Genomic DNA, 19,606 nt, shown 5'->3' with positions numbered 1-19,606 from the left:
AAACGCGGGCGTCCCGAGCTCAAGGGCGCGCGGTTGGGCACGCCCCCAGCTCGCGGCCGCCGCCGACTTCACTCCGGTGCGGGTCACGCGCTACCAACGCACCGACACCGTGCACTTGGCCGAGGTCACCTGCTTGTGGTACGGCTCCTTCCATACCCGCACTGTGCGCGTGATCCTGCTTCGGGACGACACCACCGACACCGGCTACGACCTCGCCCTGGTCACCACCGCCCTGACCAGCAGCCCGGCCGAGCTGATCACCCGATACGCGATGCGCTGGTCCATCGAGGTCACCTTCGCCGAGGCCCGCCACCTGCTCGGCACCGGCCAGGCCCACAACCGCACCCGCGCCGCCGTCGAGCACACCGTGCCCTTCGGGCTGTACTGCTACACGATCACCGTGGCCTGGTACGCGCTGCACGGCCACCAGCCCGGCGACGTGGCCGAGCACCGCCAGCGCGCACCCTGGTACACCACCAAGACCGACCCCTCGCTGTCAGACATGGTCGCCAAGCTCCGCCGGGTGATCATCGCCGCCCGATGTATGCCCACCCGCCAGGTCGGCCCACCGAGCAAGAAATCCGCACCGTCCAGCAGGCATGGGCCGCCGCCAGCACCAACGCCGCCGCGTGAGCACCCAAACCTGTCAGAACGTCGAAAGTCGAGTGGCCACGCGCCCAGGCGGCCTCAAACGAGCGTGAGTGGCGGGACCGCGTTCCGTATGGTCAACAGTCCTCCGTCCAGACGTAGTTGGAGAGGTGTCGGCTCGGCGCACACGGTACGGCGCAGGTCGGCGGGAATGTAATCCATGGTCGCGAGCCGCTCGGCGTAATGGAGGAAACGGTGGCAGCCGACAGCGTGCAGCGACGAGCCCTCGGCGGCAGCGGCCACCTCAGGTAGGACGAAGCCGCCGTGTCCCTGTGCCTGGATCACGTCGACGGCGTCGACGTGCCGATGGCGCACGCGTTCGGGGAAGAAGCGCGCGGCGAAGTGTCGGTAGAGGACGTACTCGGAGGCGCCCGTCCACTTACAGGGGTCGGCGGTGCGCAGGAACGCTTGCCAGAAGGGTATGCCGTGTGCTTTCTGGGCCCGCTGGATAATTTCGCCCAGAATGGTGCGATCGAAAACCATGTGGTGCTGCATGCCGCTGTAGGCGTCCACAGGCAGCCAGCCCGGGATCAGCCGCCCAGCCGCCTCCAGCGCAGTGTGGTGGTCCGGCAGCCGGTGCACCCGGGTGTTCAGGCGCCAGGAGAGGGGATAGCCGTACGGCAACACGGAGGGCCCCTGGCCGTCGACGAATGCCATGTCTCGCAGGAACACGAAGTCCGCATCTACCACCAGGACGTGTTCCGGCGTGCCTGCGGGAAGGGCATCGAAACACTGCAGCTTCGCCAGTTGCTGGAAGTACCACGAGGCAGTGGACGGATCTCTGCCCAAGCCTCGCAGGTACTCACGCACATCCCGGCTGCTGGGTGCGCAGCTTCGTTCGTCGAACCAGACGACGCGCGAATCTAGATCGTCGAAGGACCGCGCCGGTAGGCGCTGAGCGACAACCTGCACCAGCTCCACGGGGTTCAGGGAGCGAGCGAGTACACCCCGTATACAGACGTCCAGCCCGGCCATGTCCTTCTCCGCAGCCAGGATGACTACGCTGATCGGCGGCAGTTCGCCGCCTCGGTGGCCCATGAGCCGTTCGTCGGCAGCCTCGGACGCCGGGTAGGCGAGGGGGGTGGCTAATGGTTGCTGCACTTGACAGAGCATAGCCAGTACAGCTGAGCGGTTGCCTCCAGGGAAGTGGTTTACGGGTTCCACCCGATCCGAGCGGAGGGCCTTTTGATAGCTCGCGGGTGTTGAAGCCCGAGCGGCAGCAGGCCCCGTGTCGCAGTTGGTTGCTCTTCGCTCCCGCCGTCTGGGGGGCTCTTCGGGGCCCGGCTGGAGACGGTGTCGACGACCTCGCCGGAGACGGACTGGTCCTGATCGCGGCCACCTCCGTCCTCGCCTCGACCCACCCGATGGTGGGGGAGACGAGGACGCGGTGACCCAGGCCACCCACATGACGTTACGCATGCTCGCCGAGCGCAACAGCTCACCGCGCAGATCGACGAGCTCAACCAACGCCTGCCCCGGCTCGTCGAACGCCACGCCCCACAGCTACTCGTACCGGTGGGCATCGGCCCGGACAGCGCAGTCACCTTGCTGATCACTATGGGGGACAACCCCGAGCGGCTGAACACCGAGGCGTCCTTTGCCGCCCTGTGCGGAGTCAGCCCCGTCGAGTGTTCGTGGGGCCGTCGGAGCACGCGTCGGCTCAACCACGGCGGCGACCGCCAGGCCAACGCCGCCCTGCACCGCATCGTGTTCACTCGCCTGCGCCACGCCCCGCGCACCCAGGCGTGCTGCGAACGCCGCACCCAGGCGGGCAAGGGCCGACGCGAGATCATCCGACGCCTCGGGCGGTATGCCGCCCCAGAGGTCTTCGACCTGGTCGGTACGGGCATCCGGCGTCCCCCGTTATAGGGGCGTCCGTGATACGTGAGAGGGTCTGGGGCGTGAGCGAGACACCACCGAACACCCTGCAATACCGCTTTGACGGGCCGGAAGACGCTCCGGTCCTGATCCTGGGGCCCTCACTGGGGACCACCTGGCACATGTGGGACCGGCAGATCCCCGAACTGACCAAGCAGTGGCGTGTGTTCCGGTTCGATCTGCCCGGACACGGAGGCGCCCCCGCCCACCCGGGGGGATCGGTCGGCGATCTCACCGCACGGCTGCTCGCCACCCTCGACGGCCTCGGCGTGCAGCGCTTCGGCTACGCGGGCTGCGCGCTCGGCGGCGCGATCGGCCTCGAACTGGCCCTGCGGCACCCCGGACGCCTCGCCTCCCTCGCCCTGATCGCCGCCTCGCCCCGGTTCGGCACCGCCGACGAGTTCCGCCAGCGCGGGGTGATCGTCCGGACGAACGGGCTCGACCCGATCGCCCGTACCTCGCCCGACCGCTGGTTCACCAGCGGTTTCGCGGCCGCGCAGCCGGCGATCACCGAGTGGGCCGTGCAGATGGTGCGCACCACGGACCCGGGCTGCTACATCGCCGCCTGCGAGGCCCTCGCCTCGTTCGACGTACGGGCCGAACTCACCGGCGTCGGCGTGCCGACCCTGGTGCTGGTCGGCTCGGACGACCAGGTCACCGGCCCCGCCGAGGCCCGCACGCTGGTCGCCGGGGTGCCGGACGCCCGGCTGGCCGTCGTGCCCGGCGCCTCCCATCTCGTGCCGGTGGAGCAGCCCGCCGCCGTCACCGACCTGTTGGTCCGGCACTTCTCCACGGCCTGGCAGCCCGCCTTCGAGCCCGTCACCGGACACATCGCCCTGCCCGCCGTCCAGGTCAGGGCGGGGCATGTGGTCGTGCCGCAGCAGGCCGGGCCCGTCGCGGAGATCGCCGCCGCCGTCCCGCAGCAGGCCCAGGGCGGCGGGACCGACGCGTACGAAGCGGGGATGAAGGTCCGCCGGGAGGTGCTGGGCGACGCGCACGTCGACCAGGTGCTGGCCCACAGCGACGACTTCTCGGGCGACTTCCAGGAGTACGTCACCCGCTCCGTCTGGGGCGAGGTCTGGGACCGGCCCGGCCTGGACCGGCGCACCCGCAGCTGCGTCACCCTCACCGCCCTGGCCGCCCGCGGCCACCTGGAGGACCTCGCCGTCCACACCCGGGCGGCCCTGCGCAACGGCCTCACCCCCGCGGAGATCAAGGAGGTCCTGCTCCAGACGGCCGTCTACTGCGGTGTCCCCGCGGCGAACAGCGCGTTCCGCGTGGCCCAGCAGGTCGTCCGCGAGGAGACCACACCCCAGGAGTGAGACCCGGGTGCCTCGTGCCGGAGCGGGCCGGCGGAGGCAGGATGGACGTATGAGGCTCACGAAGAAGTCGCACTCCTGCGTCCGCCTGGAGAAGGACGGCCGCACCCTCGTCGTCGACCCCGGAGGGTTCAGCGAGGAGGACGCCGCGCTCGGCGCGGACGCCGTCCTCGTCACCCACGAGCACCCCGACCACTTCGACGAGGGCAGGGTCAGGGCCGCCCTGGAGGCCGACCCGGCCGCCGGGGTCTGGACCCTGAAGTCCGTCGCGGACCAGCTCTCGGCCGCGTTCCCCGGCCGGGTGCACACCGTCGGCCACGGCGACACGTTCACCGCCGCGGGCTTCGAGGTGCAGGTGCACGGCGAACTGCACGCCGTGATCCACCCGGACATCCCGCGGGTCACCAACGTCGGTTACCTCGTCGACGGCGGTGCCCTCTTCCACCCCGGCGACGCCCTCACCGTCCCCGACCACCCGGTCCGGACGCTGATGCTCCCCGTCATGGCCCCCTGGAACAAGATCTCGGAGGTCATCGACTACGTCCGCGAGGTCCGGCCGGAGCGCGCCTACGACATCCACGACGCCCTGCTCACCGACCTGGCCCGGCCGATCTACGACCGCCAGATCGGCGCCCTCGGCGGTGCTCCGCACCTGCGGCTGGCCCCGGGGGCGACGGCCGAGCTGTGAGCCGGACCGCGGCCGGCGGCCGCCGGCCGGACATTGTCCGAGGTGCCCGGTAGGTTGTGGGACATGCGCATCGCGACCTGGAACGTGAACTCGATCACCGCCCGCCTGCCGAGGCTCCTGGCCTGGCTGGAGAGCAGCGGCACGGACGTGCTGTGCCTCCAGGAGGCCAAGGTCGCCGAGGAGCAGTTCCCGGTGGAGCAACTGCGCGAGCTGGGCTACGAGTCGGCGGTGCACGCCACCGGCCGGTGGAACGGCGTGGCGGTGCTCTCCCGCGTGGGCCTCGAGGACGTCGTCAAGGGCCTGCCCGGCGACCCGGGCTACGACGGCTCGTCGGAGCCCCGTGCCGTCCGCGCGACCTGCGGCCCGGTCCGCGTCTGGTCGGTGTACGTGCCCAACGGCCGCGAGGTGGACCACGCGCACTACGCGTACAAGCTCCGGTGGTTCGAGGCGCTGAAGACCGCCGTGGCCGGTGACGCGGCGGGCAGCCGCCCCTTCGCGGTACTCGGCGACTACAACGTGGCGCCGACCGACGACGACGTGTACGACCGCGCCGCCTTCGAGGGCTCCACCCATGTCACCCCGGCCGAGCGCGCCGCCCTCGCCGCTCTGCGCGAGACCGGCCTGACCGACGTCGTCCCGCGCCCGCTGAAGTACGACCACCCCTTCACGTACTGGGACTACCGCCAGCTCGGCTTCCCCAAGAACCGCGGCATGCGCATCGACCTGGTGTACGGCAACGAGCCGTTCGCCAAGGCCGTTTCCGACGCCTACGTCGACCGTGAGGAGCGCAAGGGCAAGGGCGCCTCGGACCACGCGCCGGTCGTGGTCGACCTGGACGTGTGATCACCCGCCCCCCGGCGGCAGTTGCCCGCGCGCCCTGTGGTGCGGACGGCGGTACGAATGTCACCCTGGAGGGATGAACATCCCCTTCCTGGGCAACCGGCGCCGGAATCTCCAAGTCCGCGACCCCGAAGGCCTCGCGGAACTCCTCGCCGAGTGCGAACTGCTGCGTTCCCAGGTGGCGCGGGCCGGTGTCCGGCTGGACGACTCCCCGGCCTCGCTGGAGGCGCTGGACCAGCTGGTCCCGGGAAGCTGGCGGGACGACGAGGACACCCTGACCTGGCTGGGCAACGACGTGGGGCTGTATCTGGGCACGGTCGTCGTGCGCACCGTTCCAGGAGCCGTCTGGGAGATCCGGCCCGACGGTCAGCCCGTCGTACGGCTCGCCTCCGGGCGGGAGTTCGACGTCGTGGAATCCGGGCACGCCTGGGCCGCCGGCGGGGTACCCGAACTGTCCCAGCTGTACGCCGAGGTCGCGGAGGCCTGAGACACCGGCCGGCGCTCCGTCCCCGGCCGTCCCCGGCCGGCCCCGACCGCCCCACCGCCCCACCGCCCCACCGCCCCCGCACTCCGGCGCGCACCGGACAGCGGCCGGGCCGGGCACTTCCTCTCCAGGCCCTCTCCAGGCCCTCTCCAGGATTCTCGAGCAGTGGGTGGGGGCTCGCGGAGACGCCCGTCCCCGGCCTCGACTACGATGTTTTCTCCGTCCCGGTGAGGAAGGTGGCTTCGCGGTCAAAGCGGGGACACCGCCGCCGGGAGGGGCCCACCGTCCCACATCCAGGGGCGGCGGTTCACAACGGCCAGTCCCGCCCGGCGGCAGCCGGAGATCACTGCCCGCGTGGCGAAGACGGCCCGTGCCACGGGTCGTTCGCCGACGGGCAGAAGGTCAGCTGCGCGCCGGACGGGTGGCGCCCGGTCGTCACCCGCCCGTGCGCGCCCTGCGGGAGGTCAGGGCTTCTGCTGCTTCCTCCGCGAGGCGGGCGCGGGAGCGGGTGCCGGGTCGGGGGAGGACTCGGTGGGGGCCGGCAGCGGGGTCTGCGCGGCGCGGGTCACGTCCCCGACCACCTCGACGACATCAGGACCGTACGCCTGCGAGTTGACGACCCTCAGCAGCAGGACGAAGGAATGGGAACCGTGCTTGCGTGCCAGCCGCTCGTGATGGCGGGCGAGGTAGCGGGTGGCGGCCTGGTTGGTGATCGCGCGCTGGCCGCAGAACAGGAACACCGGCCGGGCGTCGGGCCGTTCCCCGGCGGTGAGCCGGGCGAGCAGGACGTACTCCCTGACACCCGGCTCCATCCGGTAGAGCTCGGTGCCGATCCGGAAGGCGGCCCGGTCCGGGCCCGGTTCGGGGTCTATGTTGACGCGCACCCCCGGCAGCATCGCCGCCATGTGGGCCATCATGCGCCGGTTCGACGCGGGACCCCCTACGCAGAACTCCGTGCGCTCGCCGAAACCCTGATGGACCATGTCCTGCGTGACCACCTGGACGTGCGCCCCGCAGTCCTTGATCAGCGCCGAGAGCTCCAGCAGCGAGAACACGTCGAAGCGGTGCACGGCCGGTTCCGCCGTGGCCGGATCACGGTTGACGACGAGGAGCGACTGGGAGTGGTCCGGCAGTCCGAAGAAGGCCTGCTTGCGCCGGAGCCTGCGCTTCCACAGGTAGGTACGGGCGATCCAGCCCAGCGCGGCGAAGAGGCCGGAGGCGACCACACCCAGAACAATGTTGCGTACGTCGTCACTCATGGGCGCGCATGCTAGCGGGCTCGGGCAAACCCGTGTTCGAGACGTCCGGGAAAGGACGTCCGGGGAAACCGCGACGGCACGCCCCACGGCGTGTCCCACGATGTACCTGATGTGGGCATGGCGATGAATTAGGCTGCGGGAACGGCCCTTCAACGGAGGTGCGGATGCGTCATCGTGTCGGACGGAAGCTGACGGTTCTGGCGGTCACCGCCGTGGTGGTCTCGGCGGGAGCGGCAGCGCCCCCGACGACCGGCACGCAGGGCGGGCCCGGCCGGACCCCTGCCCCGCCGCCTGCCAAGACCCCGGTGGCCGTCGGCCACGGCGGAGCGGTCTCCAGCGTCGATGCCGACGCCTCCGCCGCCGGCATCGAGATCCTCAGAAAGGGCGGGAACGCCGTCGACGCGGCCGTCGCCACCGCCGCCGCCCTCGGCGTCACCGAGCCCTACTCGGCCGGTATCGGCGGAGGCGGCTACCTCGTCCACTACGACGCCGGCTCCCGCACCGTGCGGACGATCGACGGACGCGAGACCGCACCGCTGACCGCCGACTCCGGCCTCTTCCTGGAGAACGGCGCCCCCGTCCCCTTCGCCGAAGCCGTCAGCAGCGGCCTCGGCGTCGGCACCCCGGGCACCCCGGCCACCTGGCAGCGGGCGCTCGAGAAGTGGGGCAGCAAACCCCTGCGGACGGTCCTGAGACCCGCCGAGAAGCTGGCCCGCGACGGGTTCACCGTCGACAGCACCTTCCGCGCCCAGACCGCCGCCAACGAGGCCCGCTTCCGCCACTTCCCCGACACCGCCGAGCTGTTCCTTCCCGGTGGCGAACTCCCGGTCGTCGGCACCACCTTCAAGAACCCCGACCTCGCCCGCACCTACGCGGAGCTGAGCCGGAAGGGCGTCGACGCGCTGTACCGGGGCGGCATCGGCCGGGACATCGTGGACACGGTCAACGAGCCGCCCGTGGACCCCGACTCCGGCTGGAACGCCCGCCCCGGCGACCTCTCGGCCCGGGACCTCGCGGCGTACCGGGCCACGACCCAGCCGCCCACCAGGACGTCGTACCGCGGCCTGGACGTCTACGCCATGGCGCCCTCCTCCTCCGGCGGCACCACCGTCGGCGAGGCCCTCAACATCCTGGAGCGCACCGACCTCTCCCGGGCCGACGACGCCCGCTACCTGCACCGCCTCATCGAAGCCAGCCGCATCGCGTTCGCCGACCGGGGCCGCTGGGTCGGCGACCCCGCCTTCGAGGACGTACCGACGAAGGAACTGCTCTCCCAGCGGTACGCCGACTCCCGCGCGTGCCTCATCCAGGACGACGCCGTCCTCACCAGCCCGCTCGCCCCCGGCGACCCGCGCGACCCCGCGCCCTGCGCGACCGGCGGCCCCGCGGCCCCGACGACGTACGAGGGCGAGAGCACCACGCACCTCACCACCGCCGACCGCTGGGGCGACGTCGTCTCCTACACGCTCACCATCGAGCAGACCGGCGGCAGCGGCATCACCGTGCCCGGCCGCGGGTTCCTGCTCAACAACGAGCTGACCGACTTCTCCTTCGCCCCGGCGAACCCGGCCGTCCACGACCCGAACCTGCCGGGTCCCGGCAAGCGGCCCCGGTCCTCGATGGCCCCGACGATCGTGCTCGACGGCCACGGCCGGCCGGTCGTGGCGCTCGGCTCGCCCGGCGGCTCGACCATCATCACCACCGTGCTGCAGACCCTCACCGGTTTCCTCGACCGCGGTCTGCCGCTGGTCGACGCGATCGCCGCGCCGCGCGCCAGCCAGCGCAACACGGCCCGCACCGACCTCGAACCCGGCCTGTACGACAGCGACGTACGGCAGAAGCTGGAAGCCGTCGGACACTCCTTCCAGCCCAACCCGGAGATCGGCGCGACCACCGCGGTGCAGCGGCTGCCGGACGGCCGGTGGGTCGCCGCGGCGGAGAAGACCCGCCGGGGAGGCGGCTCGGCGATGGTGGTGCGCCCGGCGCGGTAGGCCGCAGGCCCGGTCGGCGGGAAGGGGCGCCCGCGCGCTCACCGTTCGGGCGGCGCGGGTGCTGGAGGCTCCTCACGGCCGGTGCCGGTGCCGGCCGTCGACCCGCCGCCGGCCCCGGCCCCGGCCGCGGTGCCGGTCCCCGCCTGCCTCCGGAACGTGAGGTTTCCGTCCGCCGCGTCCACCGTCACCCGGTCGCCGCCGCTGACCGTGCCGTCCAGCAGCAGCCGGGAGAGCTGGTTGTCGACCTCCCGCTGGATGGTGCGGCGCAGCGGCCGCGCCCCGTACTCGGGCTGATGGCCGCGCCGCGCCAGCCAGTCCACGGCCTCCTCGGTGAACTCGACCGCGACACCCTGCCCCCGCAGCCCGCGCCGCGTCGCCTCCAGCAGCAGATCCGTGATCCGCCGCAGCTCCGTGGCGGTCAGCTCGCGGAACACCACCACCTCGTCGATCCGGTTGAGGAACTCGGGCCGGAAGTGCTCCCGCAGCGGCCGCAGGATCTGCTCCCGCCGGGCCTCCTCGTCCGCGTCCGCGCCGCCGGCGGAGAAGCCCGGCGCCCCGCCGCGCCGCGTGATGGCCTCGGAACCGAGGTTGCTCGTCATCACGATCACGGTGTTGCCGAAGTCCACCGTCCTGCCCTGGGAGTCGGTCAGCCGGCCGTCGTCGAGAACCTGGAGCAGGATGTTGAAGACGTCAGGATGAGCCTTCTCCACCTCGTCGAGCAGCAGCAGCGAGTACGGATGCCTGCGCACCACCTCGGTCAGCTGACCCGCCTCCTCGTGGCCGACGTACCCGGGCGGGGCGCCCACCAGCCGGCTGACGGCGTGCCGCTCCTGGTACTCGCTCATGTCGAGGCGGACCATGCGGTCCTCGCTGCCGAACAGGGCCTCGGCCAGCGCCCGCGCCAGTTCCGTCTTGCCGACGCCGGTCGGCCCGAGGAACAGGAAACCGCCGATCGGCCGGTCGGGGCTGGCGAGCCCGGCCCGCGAGCGCAGCACCGCGTCCGCGACCACCCGCACCGCCTCCTCCTGGCCGACGACCCGCTGGTGCAGGTGCTCCTCGAGACCCAGCAGCCGGTCCTTCTCCTCCTCGGTGAGACGGCTGACCGGAATGCCGGTCTGCCGGGACACCACCTCCGCGATCGCCTCGGCGTCCACCACCAGACTCTGGCCCTCGTCGACCCGGCCCTCGCCACCGACCTCGGTGATCCGTTCCTTCAGCTCACCGATGCGGTCCCGCAGCTGCGTCGCCTGCTCGTACCGCTCGTCGGCGACCGCCTGGTCCTTGTCGCAGGTCAGCTGTTCCAGCTCCTGCTCCAGGGCGCGTACGTCCGTGCCCTTGGTCCGGGACCGCAGCCGCACCCGGGCGCCGGCCTGGTCGATCAGGTCGATCGCCTTGTCCGGCAGGCGGCGGTCGCTGAGATAGCGGTCGGACAGCTCCACGGCCGCCACCAGCGCCTCGTCGGTGTAGCGGACCTGGTGGTGGGCCTCGTACCGGTCCCGCAGACCGCGCAGGACGGCGATCGCGTCGGACGGTGTGGGCTCCGGCACCATGATCGGCTGGAAGCGGCGGGCCAGCGCCGCGTCCTTCTCGATCCGGCGGTACTCCTCCAGTGTGGTCGCGCCCACGACGTGCAGCTCGCCGCGGGCCAGCGCCGGCTTGAGGATGTTGCCGGCGTCCATCGAACCGCCCTCGCCGCCGCCTCCGGCGCCCACGACGGTGTGCAGCTCGTCGATGAAGACGATCAGCCGGTCGGAGTGGGTACGGATCTCGTCGACGATGGTGGTCATCCGCTCCTCGAAGTCGCCCCGGTAGCGGGTTCCGGCGACCACGGCCGTCAGGTCCAGCGCGACCACCCGCCGGGTCATCAGCAGGTCGGGCACGTCCCCGTCGGCGATGCGCTGCGCCAGCCCCTCCACCACGGCGGTCTTGCCGACGCCCGCGTCACCGATCAGCACCGGGTTGTTCTTGCCGCGCCGGGAGAGCACCTCGATGGTCTGCTCGATCTCCTCCTCCCGCCCGATCACCGGGTCGATGCGGCCCTCGCGGGCCAGCTCGGTGAGGTCACGGCCGTACTGGTCCAGCGTCGGCGTGCCCGTGGCGGTGCGGGGCCGCTCGGGGCGGGGCGGCGCGGGGTCCGGTGCGTCGGGCGGCCCTCCGGCGGCGGCGTACCGGGCCGCGTCCAGGATGTGCCCGGCGGCCGAGTCGGGATTGGCCGCCAGGGCGCTGAGCACATGCTCGGGGCCGATGTACCCGGCCCCGGTCGACCGGGCCATCTCGTGCGCGTCCAGCAGGGCCCGCTTGACGGCGGGGGTCAGCGAGAGCGACGTCGGCGGCGGGGCGTCGTCCGGGCCGTACTGGACGGGCCCGGACCGTTCGTCGATCTGCGACGCCATCGAGTCGGGGTCCGCGCCCGCCCGGCTGAGCAGGCCGCGGGTCGGCTCGGTGGCCAGCGCGGCGCGCAGCAGGTGCTGGGTGTCCAGGTCGCGGCTGCCGTGCTCGGCGGCGTACTGCGCGGCACCGCGCACCAGATCCCTGGCCGGCTGGCTCAGCAGCCGGCCGATGTCGACCTGCCGGGGGCGCGGCCCGCCGAAGAAACGTGCGAGGAACTCTCCGAAGGGGTCCGAGCCGTAGCCCTCCGGACCCGTGAACCCGCTGCTCATGGACATCCGTTCCGCCCGCCCCTGCGGGATCCCCCAGGGCCGGGCGGAACCGGGGACCTGAAGGAGGCCCGGGGCGCGCTCACTGCTCGACGTACGGTCCGGACGCGGGTGCCCGGCCGCCTCCCGGTCGCACGCATGCGTGACCCCGCGGTGCGAGTGCCGCCTTCGACGTGCCGCCTTCGACGTGCTGCCTGACGTGTGGTGGGCGCGGCGCGCTCGTAGAACACCCTCGCACGATCGCTCGGGGGCAGCACCTCGGAGCCACGTCACCGCGCGGGGCACGCTCCGGAGGGCCTGCGCGGGAGGGCTCGGCTTCAACTCCAGCGCGCCAATTAATATACCGGCATGAGGGGGGCGTGGTGCGTGACTCGCACCCCCGAAGAACGCGGACGCGAACGCGGCGCGCGCGGCGACCGCAGCACGCCGCGGGTCGCCGCGCGCCGGCATCTCCCCGGAGACCCTCCGGAAGATCGAGACCGGGCGGACTCCCGCTCCGGCCTTCTTCACGGTGGCCGCCCGCGCCCGCACCCTCGGTCTGTCGACGGGCGAGCCGGTGGGCCGGTGCGCCCCGGTCGCGCCACCGGTGGCCGCCTGAGCCGAAGACCCCGGGCGAGCGCCTGCCGGGCGCCTCCCTGCCCGCCGACCGGCTGGTCGCCGCGGCCGACACGCTGACCGCGGCGGGGCACGCGGACGACGGCGGGCAGATCCTGCGCCAGGGCGTCGTACGGCCCGCCGAGGAAACCGGCCGGGCGGTCCTCGCGCCGGACGCCGAGCACCGCCACCGCGAGGTGCGCACGCTCCTCGACGCCCACGTCGGGATGCGCGCTCCCGCCGGGGCGGCCCGCAGTGCCGCCCCCGGACCCGAGCGGCTCGTCCCGCTGCTCCTCGGTGCCGTCCGGGGCGCCTCCGACGAGCGGTACTGGGACCTGCTGCACGCCCTGCGCGTCGCCGGATTCACCACCTGACCGGGCCCCGCCGGACAGGCCCCGGCCGGCCGCCGCGGGGACTCACCCACCGGAGTGCGAAACACGATCGACTCCGCGGCTTCACGACGATGGTCTTGGCAAGGCCCTCCGAGGGGCTTACGTTCGTCCCTCTACGACCGCTTCTACGGGCGTAGAGGCGCTGACGTCGCGTCGAAGGAGCAGCTCATGGCCAACGTCGTACGTGCCGCCCTGGTCCAGGCCACCTGGACCGGCGACACCGAGTCCATGCTGGCGAAACACGAGGAGCACGCCCGTGAGGCGGCCCGGCGGGGCGCGAGGATCATCGGGTTCCAGGAGGTCTTCAACTCCCCCTACTTCTGCCAGGTCCAGGACGCCGGGCACTACCGCTGGGCCGAGCGCGTGCCCGACGGGCCGACCGTCACCCGGATGCGGGAACTGGCCCGTGAGACCGGCATGGTGATCGTCGCGCCGGTGTTCGAGGTCGAGCAGTCGGGGTTCTACTACAACACCGCCGCCGTGATCGACGCCGACGGCACCGTCCTCGGCAAGTACCGCAAGCACCACATCCCGCAGGTCGAGGGGTTCTGGGAGAAGTTCTACTTCAGGCCCGGCAACCTCGGCTGGCCCGTCTTCGACACCGCCGTCGGCAAGGTCGGCGTCTCCATCTGCTACGACCGCCACTTCCCGGAAGGATGGCGCCAACTCGGTCTCAACGGAGCCCAGTTGGTTTACAACCCGTCCGCCACGCACCGCGGACTCTCGTCCCACCTGTGGCAGCTGGAACAGCCGGCCGCGGCCGTCGCCAACGAGTACTTCGTCGCCGCGATCAACCGCGTGGGCCGGGAGGAGTACGGGGACAACGACTTCTACGGCACCTCGTACTTCGTCGACCCCCGTGGACAGTTCGTCGGCGACGTCGCCAGCGACAGCGAGGAGGAACTCGTGGTCCGCGACCTCGACCTCGGCCTCGTCGAGGAGGTGCGGCAGCAGTGGGCCTTCTACCGCGACCGCCGGCCCGACGCCTACGAAGGGCTGGTGCGGCCGTGACCGACGACCTCCTGGGCCGCCACCGCTCCGTGCTCCCCGACTGGCTCGCCCTCTACTACGAGGAGCCGATCGAGATCACCCACGGCGAGGGCCGCCACGTCTGGGACTCCGAGGGCAACCGGTACCTCGACTTCTTCGGCGGCATCCTCACCACCATGACCGCCCACGCCCTGCCCGAGGTGACGAAGGCGGTCGCCGAGCAGGCCGGGCGGATCATCCACTCCTCCACCCTCTACCTCAACCGGCACATGGTGGAACTCGCGGAACGCGTCGCCCGGTTGAGCGGCATCCCGGACGCCCGCGTCTTCTTCACCACCTCCGGCACCGAGGCCAACGACACCGCCCTGCTGCTCGCCACCGCCCACCGGCGCAGCAACACCGTCCTGGCGATGCGCAACAGCTACCACGGCCGCTCCTTCAGCGCCGTCGGCGTCACCGGCAACCGCGGATGGTCCCCGACCGGGCTGTCCCCGCTGCAGACCCTGTACGTGCACGGAGGCGTGCGCACCCGCGGCCCGTACGCCACGCTCGGCGACGACGAGTTCGTCGCGGCCTGCGTCGACGACCTCAAGGACCTGCTCGGCCACACGCGTCCGCCCGCGGCCCTGATCGCCGAGCCGATCCAGGGCGTCGGCGGCTTCACCTCACCGCCCGACGGACTGTACGCGGCGTTCCGCGAGGTCCTGCACGCGCACGGGGTGCTGTGGATCTCCGACGAGGTGCAGACCGGCTGGGGCCGCACCGGCGAACACTTCTGGGGCTGGCAGGCGCACGCCCGAAGCGGCCCGCCCGACATCGTGACCTTCGCCAAGGGGATCGGCAACGGCATGTCCATCGGCGGCGTCGTCGCCCGCGCCGAGATCATGAACTGCCTGGAATCCCAGAGCATTTCGACGTTCGGCGGCACCCAGGTCACCATGGCCGCCGGCCTGGCCAACCTCACCTACCTCCTCGAACACGACCTCCAGGGCAACGCCCGGCGGGTCGGAGGACTGCTCATCGAACGCCTGCGGGCCGTCGCCGCCCAGGTGCCCGCCGTACGCGAGGTCCGCGGGCGCGGGCTCATGATCGGCATCGAGCTGACCGGACCGGGCACCGACGAGGCCGACCCCCGGACCGCCTCCGCCGTGCTGGAGGCCGCCCGCCGGGGCGGACTGCTCATCGGCAAGGGCGGCGGCCACAACACCAGCGTCCTGCGCATCGCCCCGCCCCTGTCCCTCACCGTCGCGGAGGCCGAGGAGGGCGCCGCCATCCTCGAACAGGCTCTGCGGAGCCTGCGGTAGCGGCCGACGCCCGCCCCGGCTGCCCGCGTCCCCCGCGGGGGCGAAGCCCTCGAGGGGCGCGGGGCCGGGATCGACGTGCGGCTACCGCCGCGCGGGCGCGACCAGCCACCGACGACCCGCACCTTTCGACCACGACCCAGCGGAGCGCGCACCCATGAGCCGTACCGTCATCCGTGGTGGCCTCGTCATCACCGCCTCCGACGAACTCCACGCCGACGTCCTGATCGAGGACGGCCGCATCACGGCCCTCGCCGCCTCGGGCACCCCGGCCGCCGAGAGCTTCACCGCCCCGACGTTCGCCGCGGACCGGACCATCGACGCCACCGGGAAGTACGTCCTGCCGGGCGGCGTCGACGTCCACACCCACATGGAGCTGCCGTTCGGCGGCACCTTCGCCTCCGACACCTTCGAGACCGGCACCCGGGCCGCCGCCTGGGGCGGTACGACGACCGTCGTCGACTTCGCCGTGCAGAGCGTCGGCCACTCCCTGCGCGAGGGACTGGACACCTGGCACGCCAAGGCCGAGGGCAACTGCGCCGTCGACTACGGCTTCCACATGATCGTCTCCGACGTGAACCCGGGCACCCTCGAGGAGATGGACCGGCTGGTCGAGGAGGGCGTCACCTCCTTCAAGCAGTTCATGGCCTACCCCGGCGTCTTCTACAGCGACGACGGACAGATCCTGCGCGCCATGCAGCGCTCCGCCGAGAACGGCGGCCTGATCATGATGCACGCCGAGAACGGCATCGCGATCGACGTCCTCGTCGAGCAGGCGCTGGCCCGCGGCGAGACGGACCCCCGCCACCACGGCGAGGTCCGCAAGGCCCTGCTGGAGGCCGAGGCCACCCATCGCGCCATCCGCCTCGCCCAGGTCGCCGGCGCCCCGCTGTACGTCGTCCACGTCTCCGCGACGGAGGCGGTCGCCGAACTGGCACGCGCCCGCGACGAGGGCCTGAACGTCTTCGGCGAGACCTGCCCGCAGTACCTGTTCCTGTCCGCCGACAACCTCGCCGAGCCGGACTTCGAGGGCGCCAAGTACGTGTGCAGCACGCCCCTGCGGCCGAAGGAGCACCAGGCCGCGCTGTGGCGGGGCCTGCGCACCAACGACCTCCAGGTGGTCTCCACCGACCACTGCCCGTTCTGCTTCACCGGCCAGAAGGACCTCGGCCGCGGCGACTTCTCCAGGATCCCCAACGGTCTGCCGGGCGTCGAGAACCGAATGGACCTGCTCCACCAGGCAGTTGTCGACGGGCACCTCACCCGCCGTCGCTGGATCGAGATCGCCTGCGCCACCCCGGCCCGCATGTTCGGCCTGTACCCGAAGAAGGGCACCATCGCACCCGGCGCCGACGCCGACGTCGTGATCTACGACCCGCACGCCGAGCAGGTCATCTCCGCCGGGACCCACCACATGAACGTCGACTACTCGGCCTACGAGGGCAAGCGCGTCACCGGCCGCGTCGAGACCGTCCTCTCGCGGGGCGAACCCGTCATCACCGAGCGGGAGTACACCGGCCGCGCGGGCCACGGCGTCTACACCCCGCGGTCCACCTGTCAGTACCTCACCTAGGAGCAGTGCGAATGGACTTCGGACTCGTTCTGCAGACCGACCCGCCGGCCTCGCGGGTCGTCGACCTGATGAAGCGCGCCGAACAGGCCGGCTTCACCCACGGCTGGACCTTCGACTCCGCCGTGCTCTGGCAGGAGCCCTTCGTCATCCACAGCCAGATCCTCGCCCACACGACGACGCTCACCGTCGGCCCGATGGTCACCAATCCGGGCACCCGCGCCTGGGAGGTCACCGCATCCACCTTCGCCACCCTCAACGACATGTTCGGCAACCGCACCGTCTGCGGCATCGGCCGGGGCGACTCCGCGATGCGGGTCGCCGGCCGCGCACCCAACACCCTGGCCCGCGTGAGCGAGGCCATGAAGGTCATCCGCACCCTCGCCGAGGGCGGGGAGGCCGACCTCGGCGGCGGCACCGTCGTCCGCTTCCCCTGGATCGGGGAGGGCTCCCGCCTCCCCGTGTGGATGGCCGCGTACGGGCCGAAGGCGCTGAGGACGGCCGGGGAGGAGGCCGACGGGTTCATCCTCCAGCTCGCCGACCCCTACCTCACCGAGACCATGGTCAAGGCCGTCAAGGACGCCGCCGTCGCAGCCGGGCGCGACCCCGCCGAGGTGACCGTCTGCGTCGCCGCCCCGGCCTACGTCACCGAGGACGACTCCCCGAAGGCCCTCGCCCACGCACGCGAACAGTGCCGCTGGTTCGGCGGGATGGTCGGCAACCACGTCGCCGACCTGGTCGCCCGGTACGGTGCCGACAGCGGCGTCGTCCCGCACGAACTGACCGACTACATCGCCTCCCGCCAGGAGTACGACTACGCCCACCACGGCCGCAGCGGCAACCCCGACGCCGCGTTCGTGCCCGACCGGATCGTCGACCGGTTCTGCCTGATCGGCACGGTGGCACAACACGTCGAGAAGCTGGAGGCGCTCCGCGCCCTGGGCGTCGACCAGTTCGCCGTCTACGACATGCACGACGCCCCGGAAACCGTGATCGACGTGTACGGGGCCCATGTGATCCCGGCGGTCAACTCCTGACCCGGGCCCGCCCTGACCCGGGCCGCGCGGGCCGGGTCAGGCCCTGCCGTCGAGCAGTGCCGCCATCGCTTCCTTGGCGGCCTTGATGGCGCCCTTGTTGATCTCGTCCGTGGAGGGCGCCTTCTTCGACTCGAAGTCGCTGCCGTTGTACGTCACGACCACCAGCGCGTTGGAGGCGCGGGCCACCACCACGCCCTCACGGGTCTGCTGCTCGTCCTCGGTGGTGAGGTCCACGACCGAGTACCCGGCGTCACCGAGCCCGGGGACCTCGCCTCCGCCGCTCCGGTCCCTCAGCCGCCCCCGGTACGACTCCTCGGCCGCGTCGTCCGACTGGAGGACCTCGAAGGAGACGTCGAGCCAGCGGTACTCGTAGCCGTCGAGCGCGTTCCACGAACAGGTGCGGCGCAGCTCGGAGTCGGTGGACCTGATCTCCTTGCCGCCCGCCTTCGCCTTCGGCACAAGGGCCTTGACGGTCTTCTCGGCGATGCTGTCGCAGGGCGCGGGGGCGGCGGTGTACGTCTTCGGCGCGGTCGTCGCCGGCGGGGCGGAGGCGGACTGCGATTCCGTCGCCCCGGTCGGCTTCTTCCCGGCGGCCTGCGGTTCGGACGACGGGCCGGACGACAGGGCCCAGCCCGCCGCGGCGAGGACGACCACCGGGGACAGGCGCGCGGTCAGGGCTATCGGCAGAGGAATGGAACGCACGTCGCACTTCTCGTGGGGGTCGGTGCGGAAGGGGGCCCGCACTGCGGACGGGACGCCAGTCTCACATGCTTCCCTGTGGGGCGGAAGCACGAACTCGCTCCGTAGGTGCGGGGTGACGGGGAGCACCACCACGGGTGGTGCTTTGCCGTACTTCCCCTGGATTCAGGCGTTGTACGGCGCCCGGTCGTCGCGGTCGTCGGGTGGGAGCCGGAGACCGCGGGCCACGAGGGCCCGCGGCCCGGCGGAGGGTCACGGCTTGCGGGCGAGGCCGCCGTGCTCGGCGATGACCGGCGCGTCGGCCGCGTCGGCGTCCGGACGCCACCGGGTGACCGGGACGACGCCGGGCTCCAGGAGCTCCAGGCCGTCGAAGAACGAGGTGATCTCGTCGACGGTGCGCAGGTTGTACGGCACGGCGCCGCTCTTGTTGTAGCCGTCCTGGGCCTGTTCGAAGCCCGGGTCGATGCCCCGTGAACCGTCGTTGACGGACAGGTGGCTGCCGGGCGGCAGCGCGTCCATCAGCCGCGTGACGACGGAGCGCGCCTCGTCGTGGTCGGCGATGTGGCCCAGGATGTTGCTGAGGATCAGGGCGGTGGGGCGGGAGAAGTCCAGCGTCCGGGCGGCGGCTTCCAGGACGCGCTCCGGGGTCAGCACGTTGGAGTCGACGTAGGCGGTCGCCCCCTCGGGGGTGGAGTAGAGCAGGGCGCGGGCGTGCGCCAGGACCATCGGGTCGTTGTCGACGTAGACGATCCTGCTCTCCGGGGCGAGGCGCTGGGCGACCTCGTGCGTGTTGTCGGCGGTCGGCAGACCCGTCCCGATGTCCAGGAACTGCCGGATGCCGGCCTCGGTGACCAGATACGTGATGGTGCGCCGCAGGAAGGCCCGGCTGCTGCGGGCGATGGTCACGATGCCGGGGAAGACGGCGGTGTACGCGTCGCCGGCCTCCTCGTCGACGGGATAGTTGTCCTTGCCGCCCAGCCAGTAGTTCCAGATCCGGGCCGAATGCGGCACCGAGGAGTCGATCTTCTGGTGTGCGGCGGTTCCGGGTGTCGTCTCGGGGTCGCTCATGGGTACGGTCCGTCTCTCAGCCGAGGCAGGCGTGGTCAGCCGGCAGGTGTGTCACAGCACAACTTACGTCCCAACGGTGTTGTTGCGAAGTTCAGTTCGTTTCTCCGGCTGTTTGTCCGAAGGGGCGCGGGTGTGGCGCGGAATCCGCCCGCCCGCGCCGCACCGGGCCGGGACGGGGCATGGCCCGCGCG

At 72.0% G+C, this 19,606-nt stretch carries 17 protein-coding genes and 1 pseudogene; 13 read left to right on the top strand and 5 right to left on the bottom strand.

The genetic code is table 11. From position 1 onward, the window contains the following. Positions 1-169: 169 nt before the first annotated feature. Positions 170-805 (top strand): hypothetical protein, encoded by a 636-nt coding sequence (locus ORI94_RS26170; protein WP_266079938.1) that lies wholly within the window; start codon positions 170-172, stop codon positions 803-805. Here the strand turns inward: ORI94_RS26170 and ORI94_RS26165 are convergent. Next, positions 688-1,749, bottom strand: coding sequence for a DUF6492 family protein (locus tag ORI94_RS26165; protein ID WP_266079936.1), 1,062 nt, complete (start codon positions 1,747-1,749; stop codon positions 688-690). The genes ORI94_RS26170 and ORI94_RS26165 overlap by 118 nt on opposite strands. 456 nt (positions 1,750-2,205) lie before the next feature. Here ORI94_RS26165 and ORI94_RS26160 point away from each other — a divergent pair, with 456 nt between their 5' ends. From ORI94_RS26160 to ORI94_RS26140, 5 genes are all read left to right on the top strand, one after another. Further along, positions 2,206-2,517, top strand: coding sequence for a transposase (locus tag ORI94_RS26160; RefSeq protein WP_266079934.1), 312 nt, complete (start codon positions 2,206-2,208; stop codon positions 2,515-2,517). 32 nt (positions 2,518-2,549) lie between these two features. Next, complete coding sequence (gene pcaC, locus ORI94_RS26155; protein ID WP_266079932.1) at positions 2,550-3,848, top strand: 4-carboxymuconolactone decarboxylase; 1,299 nt, start codon at positions 2,550-2,552, stop codon at positions 3,846-3,848. Positions 3,849-3,897: 49 nt separating this feature from the next. After that, positions 3,898-4,533: an MBL fold metallo-hydrolase gene (locus tag ORI94_RS26150; RefSeq protein WP_266079930.1), complete on the top strand. Its 636-nt coding sequence runs from the start codon at positions 3,898-3,900 to the stop codon at positions 4,531-4,533. A gap of 63 nt (positions 4,534-4,596) precedes the next feature. After that, positions 4,597-5,376, top strand: a complete 780-nt coding sequence (locus ORI94_RS26145; RefSeq protein ID WP_266079928.1) for an exodeoxyribonuclease III — start codon at positions 4,597-4,599, stop codon at positions 5,374-5,376. Positions 5,377-5,449: 73 nt separating this feature from the next. Beyond that, on the top strand, positions 5,450-5,860 hold the full coding sequence (locus ORI94_RS26140) for a DUF6278 family protein (protein WP_266079926.1): 411 nt from the start codon (positions 5,450-5,452) through the stop codon (positions 5,858-5,860). 461 nt (positions 5,861-6,321) lie between these two features. On the opposite strand, the gene ORI94_RS26135 is transcribed toward ORI94_RS26140, so the two are convergent. Next, a complete protein-coding gene (locus tag ORI94_RS26135) occupies positions 6,322-7,116 on the bottom strand; it encodes a hypothetical protein (protein WP_266079924.1) in 795 nt (264 codons plus the stop codon). A 164-nt stretch (positions 7,117-7,280) separates the two neighbouring features. Here ORI94_RS26135 and ggt point away from each other — a divergent pair, with 164 nt between their 5' ends. Beyond that, positions 7,281-9,107 carry a gamma-glutamyltransferase gene (gene ggt / locus ORI94_RS26130; RefSeq protein ID WP_266079922.1) on the top strand — a complete coding sequence of 609 codons (1,827 nt, stop codon included), beginning with the start codon at positions 7,281-7,283 and terminating at the stop codon, positions 9,105-9,107. A gap of 38 nt (positions 9,108-9,145) precedes the next feature. Here the strand turns inward: ggt and ORI94_RS26125 are convergent, their stop codons facing one another. After that, a complete protein-coding gene (locus tag ORI94_RS26125; protein ID WP_266079921.1) occupies positions 9,146-11,767 on the bottom strand; it encodes an ATP-dependent Clp protease ATP-binding subunit in 2,622 nt (873 codons plus the stop codon). A gap of 345 nt (positions 11,768-12,112) precedes the next feature. Between ORI94_RS26125 and ORI94_RS26120 the strand changes: the two are divergent. The 6 genes and pseudogenes from ORI94_RS26120 (at position 12,113) to ORI94_RS26095 (ending at position 17,648) form a co-directional block, all read left to right on the top strand. Next, positions 12,113-12,362: pseudogene (locus ORI94_RS26120) on the top strand (helix-turn-helix domain-containing protein). A 193-nt stretch (positions 12,363-12,555) separates the two neighbouring features. After that, positions 12,556-12,732 (top strand): hypothetical protein, encoded by a 177-nt coding sequence (locus tag ORI94_RS35375; protein WP_323056091.1) that lies wholly within the window; start codon positions 12,556-12,558, stop codon positions 12,730-12,732. A gap of 186 nt (positions 12,733-12,918) precedes the next feature. Beyond that, positions 12,919-13,761, top strand: coding sequence for a nitrilase-related carbon-nitrogen hydrolase (locus tag ORI94_RS26110; protein ID WP_266079920.1), 843 nt, complete (start codon positions 12,919-12,921; stop codon positions 13,759-13,761). Beyond that, positions 13,758-15,044 (top strand): aspartate aminotransferase family protein, encoded by a 1,287-nt coding sequence (locus ORI94_RS26105; protein WP_266079919.1) that lies wholly within the window; start codon positions 13,758-13,760, stop codon positions 15,042-15,044. Before ORI94_RS26110 ends, ORI94_RS26105 begins: the two co-directional genes overlap by 4 nt. Positions 15,045-15,198: 154 nt before the next feature. After that, positions 15,199-16,614 (top strand): dihydropyrimidinase, encoded by a 1,416-nt coding sequence (gene hydA / locus ORI94_RS26100; protein WP_266079918.1) that lies wholly within the window; start codon positions 15,199-15,201, stop codon positions 16,612-16,614. Positions 16,615-16,625: 11 nt separating this feature from the next. Further along, positions 16,626-17,648, top strand: coding sequence for a TIGR03842 family LLM class F420-dependent oxidoreductase (locus tag ORI94_RS26095; protein WP_266079917.1), 1,023 nt, complete (start codon positions 16,626-16,628; stop codon positions 17,646-17,648). Between the two features lie 36 nt (positions 17,649-17,684). Here ORI94_RS26095 and ORI94_RS26090 read toward each other — a convergent pair whose 3' ends face one another. Further along, entirely contained in the window at positions 17,685-18,350 is a 666-nt protein-coding gene (locus ORI94_RS26090; protein ID WP_266079916.1) for a hypothetical protein, read from the bottom strand. Positions 18,351-18,599: 249 nt separating this feature from the next. Further along, positions 18,600-19,415, bottom strand: a complete 816-nt coding sequence (locus ORI94_RS26085) for an SAM-dependent methyltransferase (protein WP_266079915.1) — start codon at positions 19,413-19,415, stop codon at positions 18,600-18,602. Positions 19,416-19,606 lie beyond the last annotated feature (191 nt).

It is taken from the genome of Streptomyces sp. NEAU-W12, from assembly GCF_026242095.1.
Classification (GTDB): Bacteria; Actinomycetota; Actinomycetes; order Streptomycetales; family Streptomycetaceae; genus Streptomyces.
The sequence above is the reverse complement of the archived record's forward strand: the minus strand, read 5'-3'. Positions and strand labels throughout refer to the sequence as shown.

Bases quoted from the DNA above. Each gene is read 5' to 3' on its own strand.
- ORI94_RS26160 (WP_266079934.1), top strand. From the start codon at position 2,206: ATGGGGGACAACCCCGAGCGGCTGAACACCGAGGCGTCCTTTGCCGCC.
- ORI94_RS26150 (WP_266079930.1), top strand. From the start codon at position 3,898: ATGAGGCTCACGAAGAAGTCGCACTCCTGCGTCCGCCTGGAGAAGGAC.
- ORI94_RS26145 (WP_266079928.1), top strand. From the start codon at position 4,597: ATGCGCATCGCGACCTGGAACGTGAACTCGATCACCGCCCGCCTGCCG.
- ORI94_RS26140 (WP_266079926.1), top strand. From the start codon at position 5,450: ATGAACATCCCCTTCCTGGGCAACCGGCGCCGGAATCTCCAAGTCCGC.
- ORI94_RS26135 (WP_266079924.1), bottom strand. From the start codon at position 7,116: ATGAGTGACGACGTACGCAACATTGTTCTGGGTGTGGTCGCCTCCGGC.
- ggt (WP_266079922.1), top strand. From the start codon at position 7,281: ATGCGTCATCGTGTCGGACGGAAGCTGACGGTTCTGGCGGTCACCGCC.
- ORI94_RS26125 (WP_266079921.1), bottom strand. From the start codon at position 11,767: ATGAGCAGCGGGTTCACGGGTCCGGAGGGCTACGGCTCGGACCCCTTC.
- ORI94_RS26110 (WP_266079920.1), top strand. From the start codon at position 12,919: ATGGCCAACGTCGTACGTGCCGCCCTGGTCCAGGCCACCTGGACCGGC.
- hydA (WP_266079918.1), top strand. From the start codon at position 15,199: ATGAGCCGTACCGTCATCCGTGGTGGCCTCGTCATCACCGCCTCCGAC.
- ORI94_RS26095 (WP_266079917.1), top strand. From the start codon at position 16,626: ATGGACTTCGGACTCGTTCTGCAGACCGACCCGCCGGCCTCGCGGGTC.
- ORI94_RS26085 (WP_266079915.1), bottom strand. From the start codon at position 19,415: ATGAGCGACCCCGAGACGACACCCGGAACCGCCGCACACCAGAAGATC.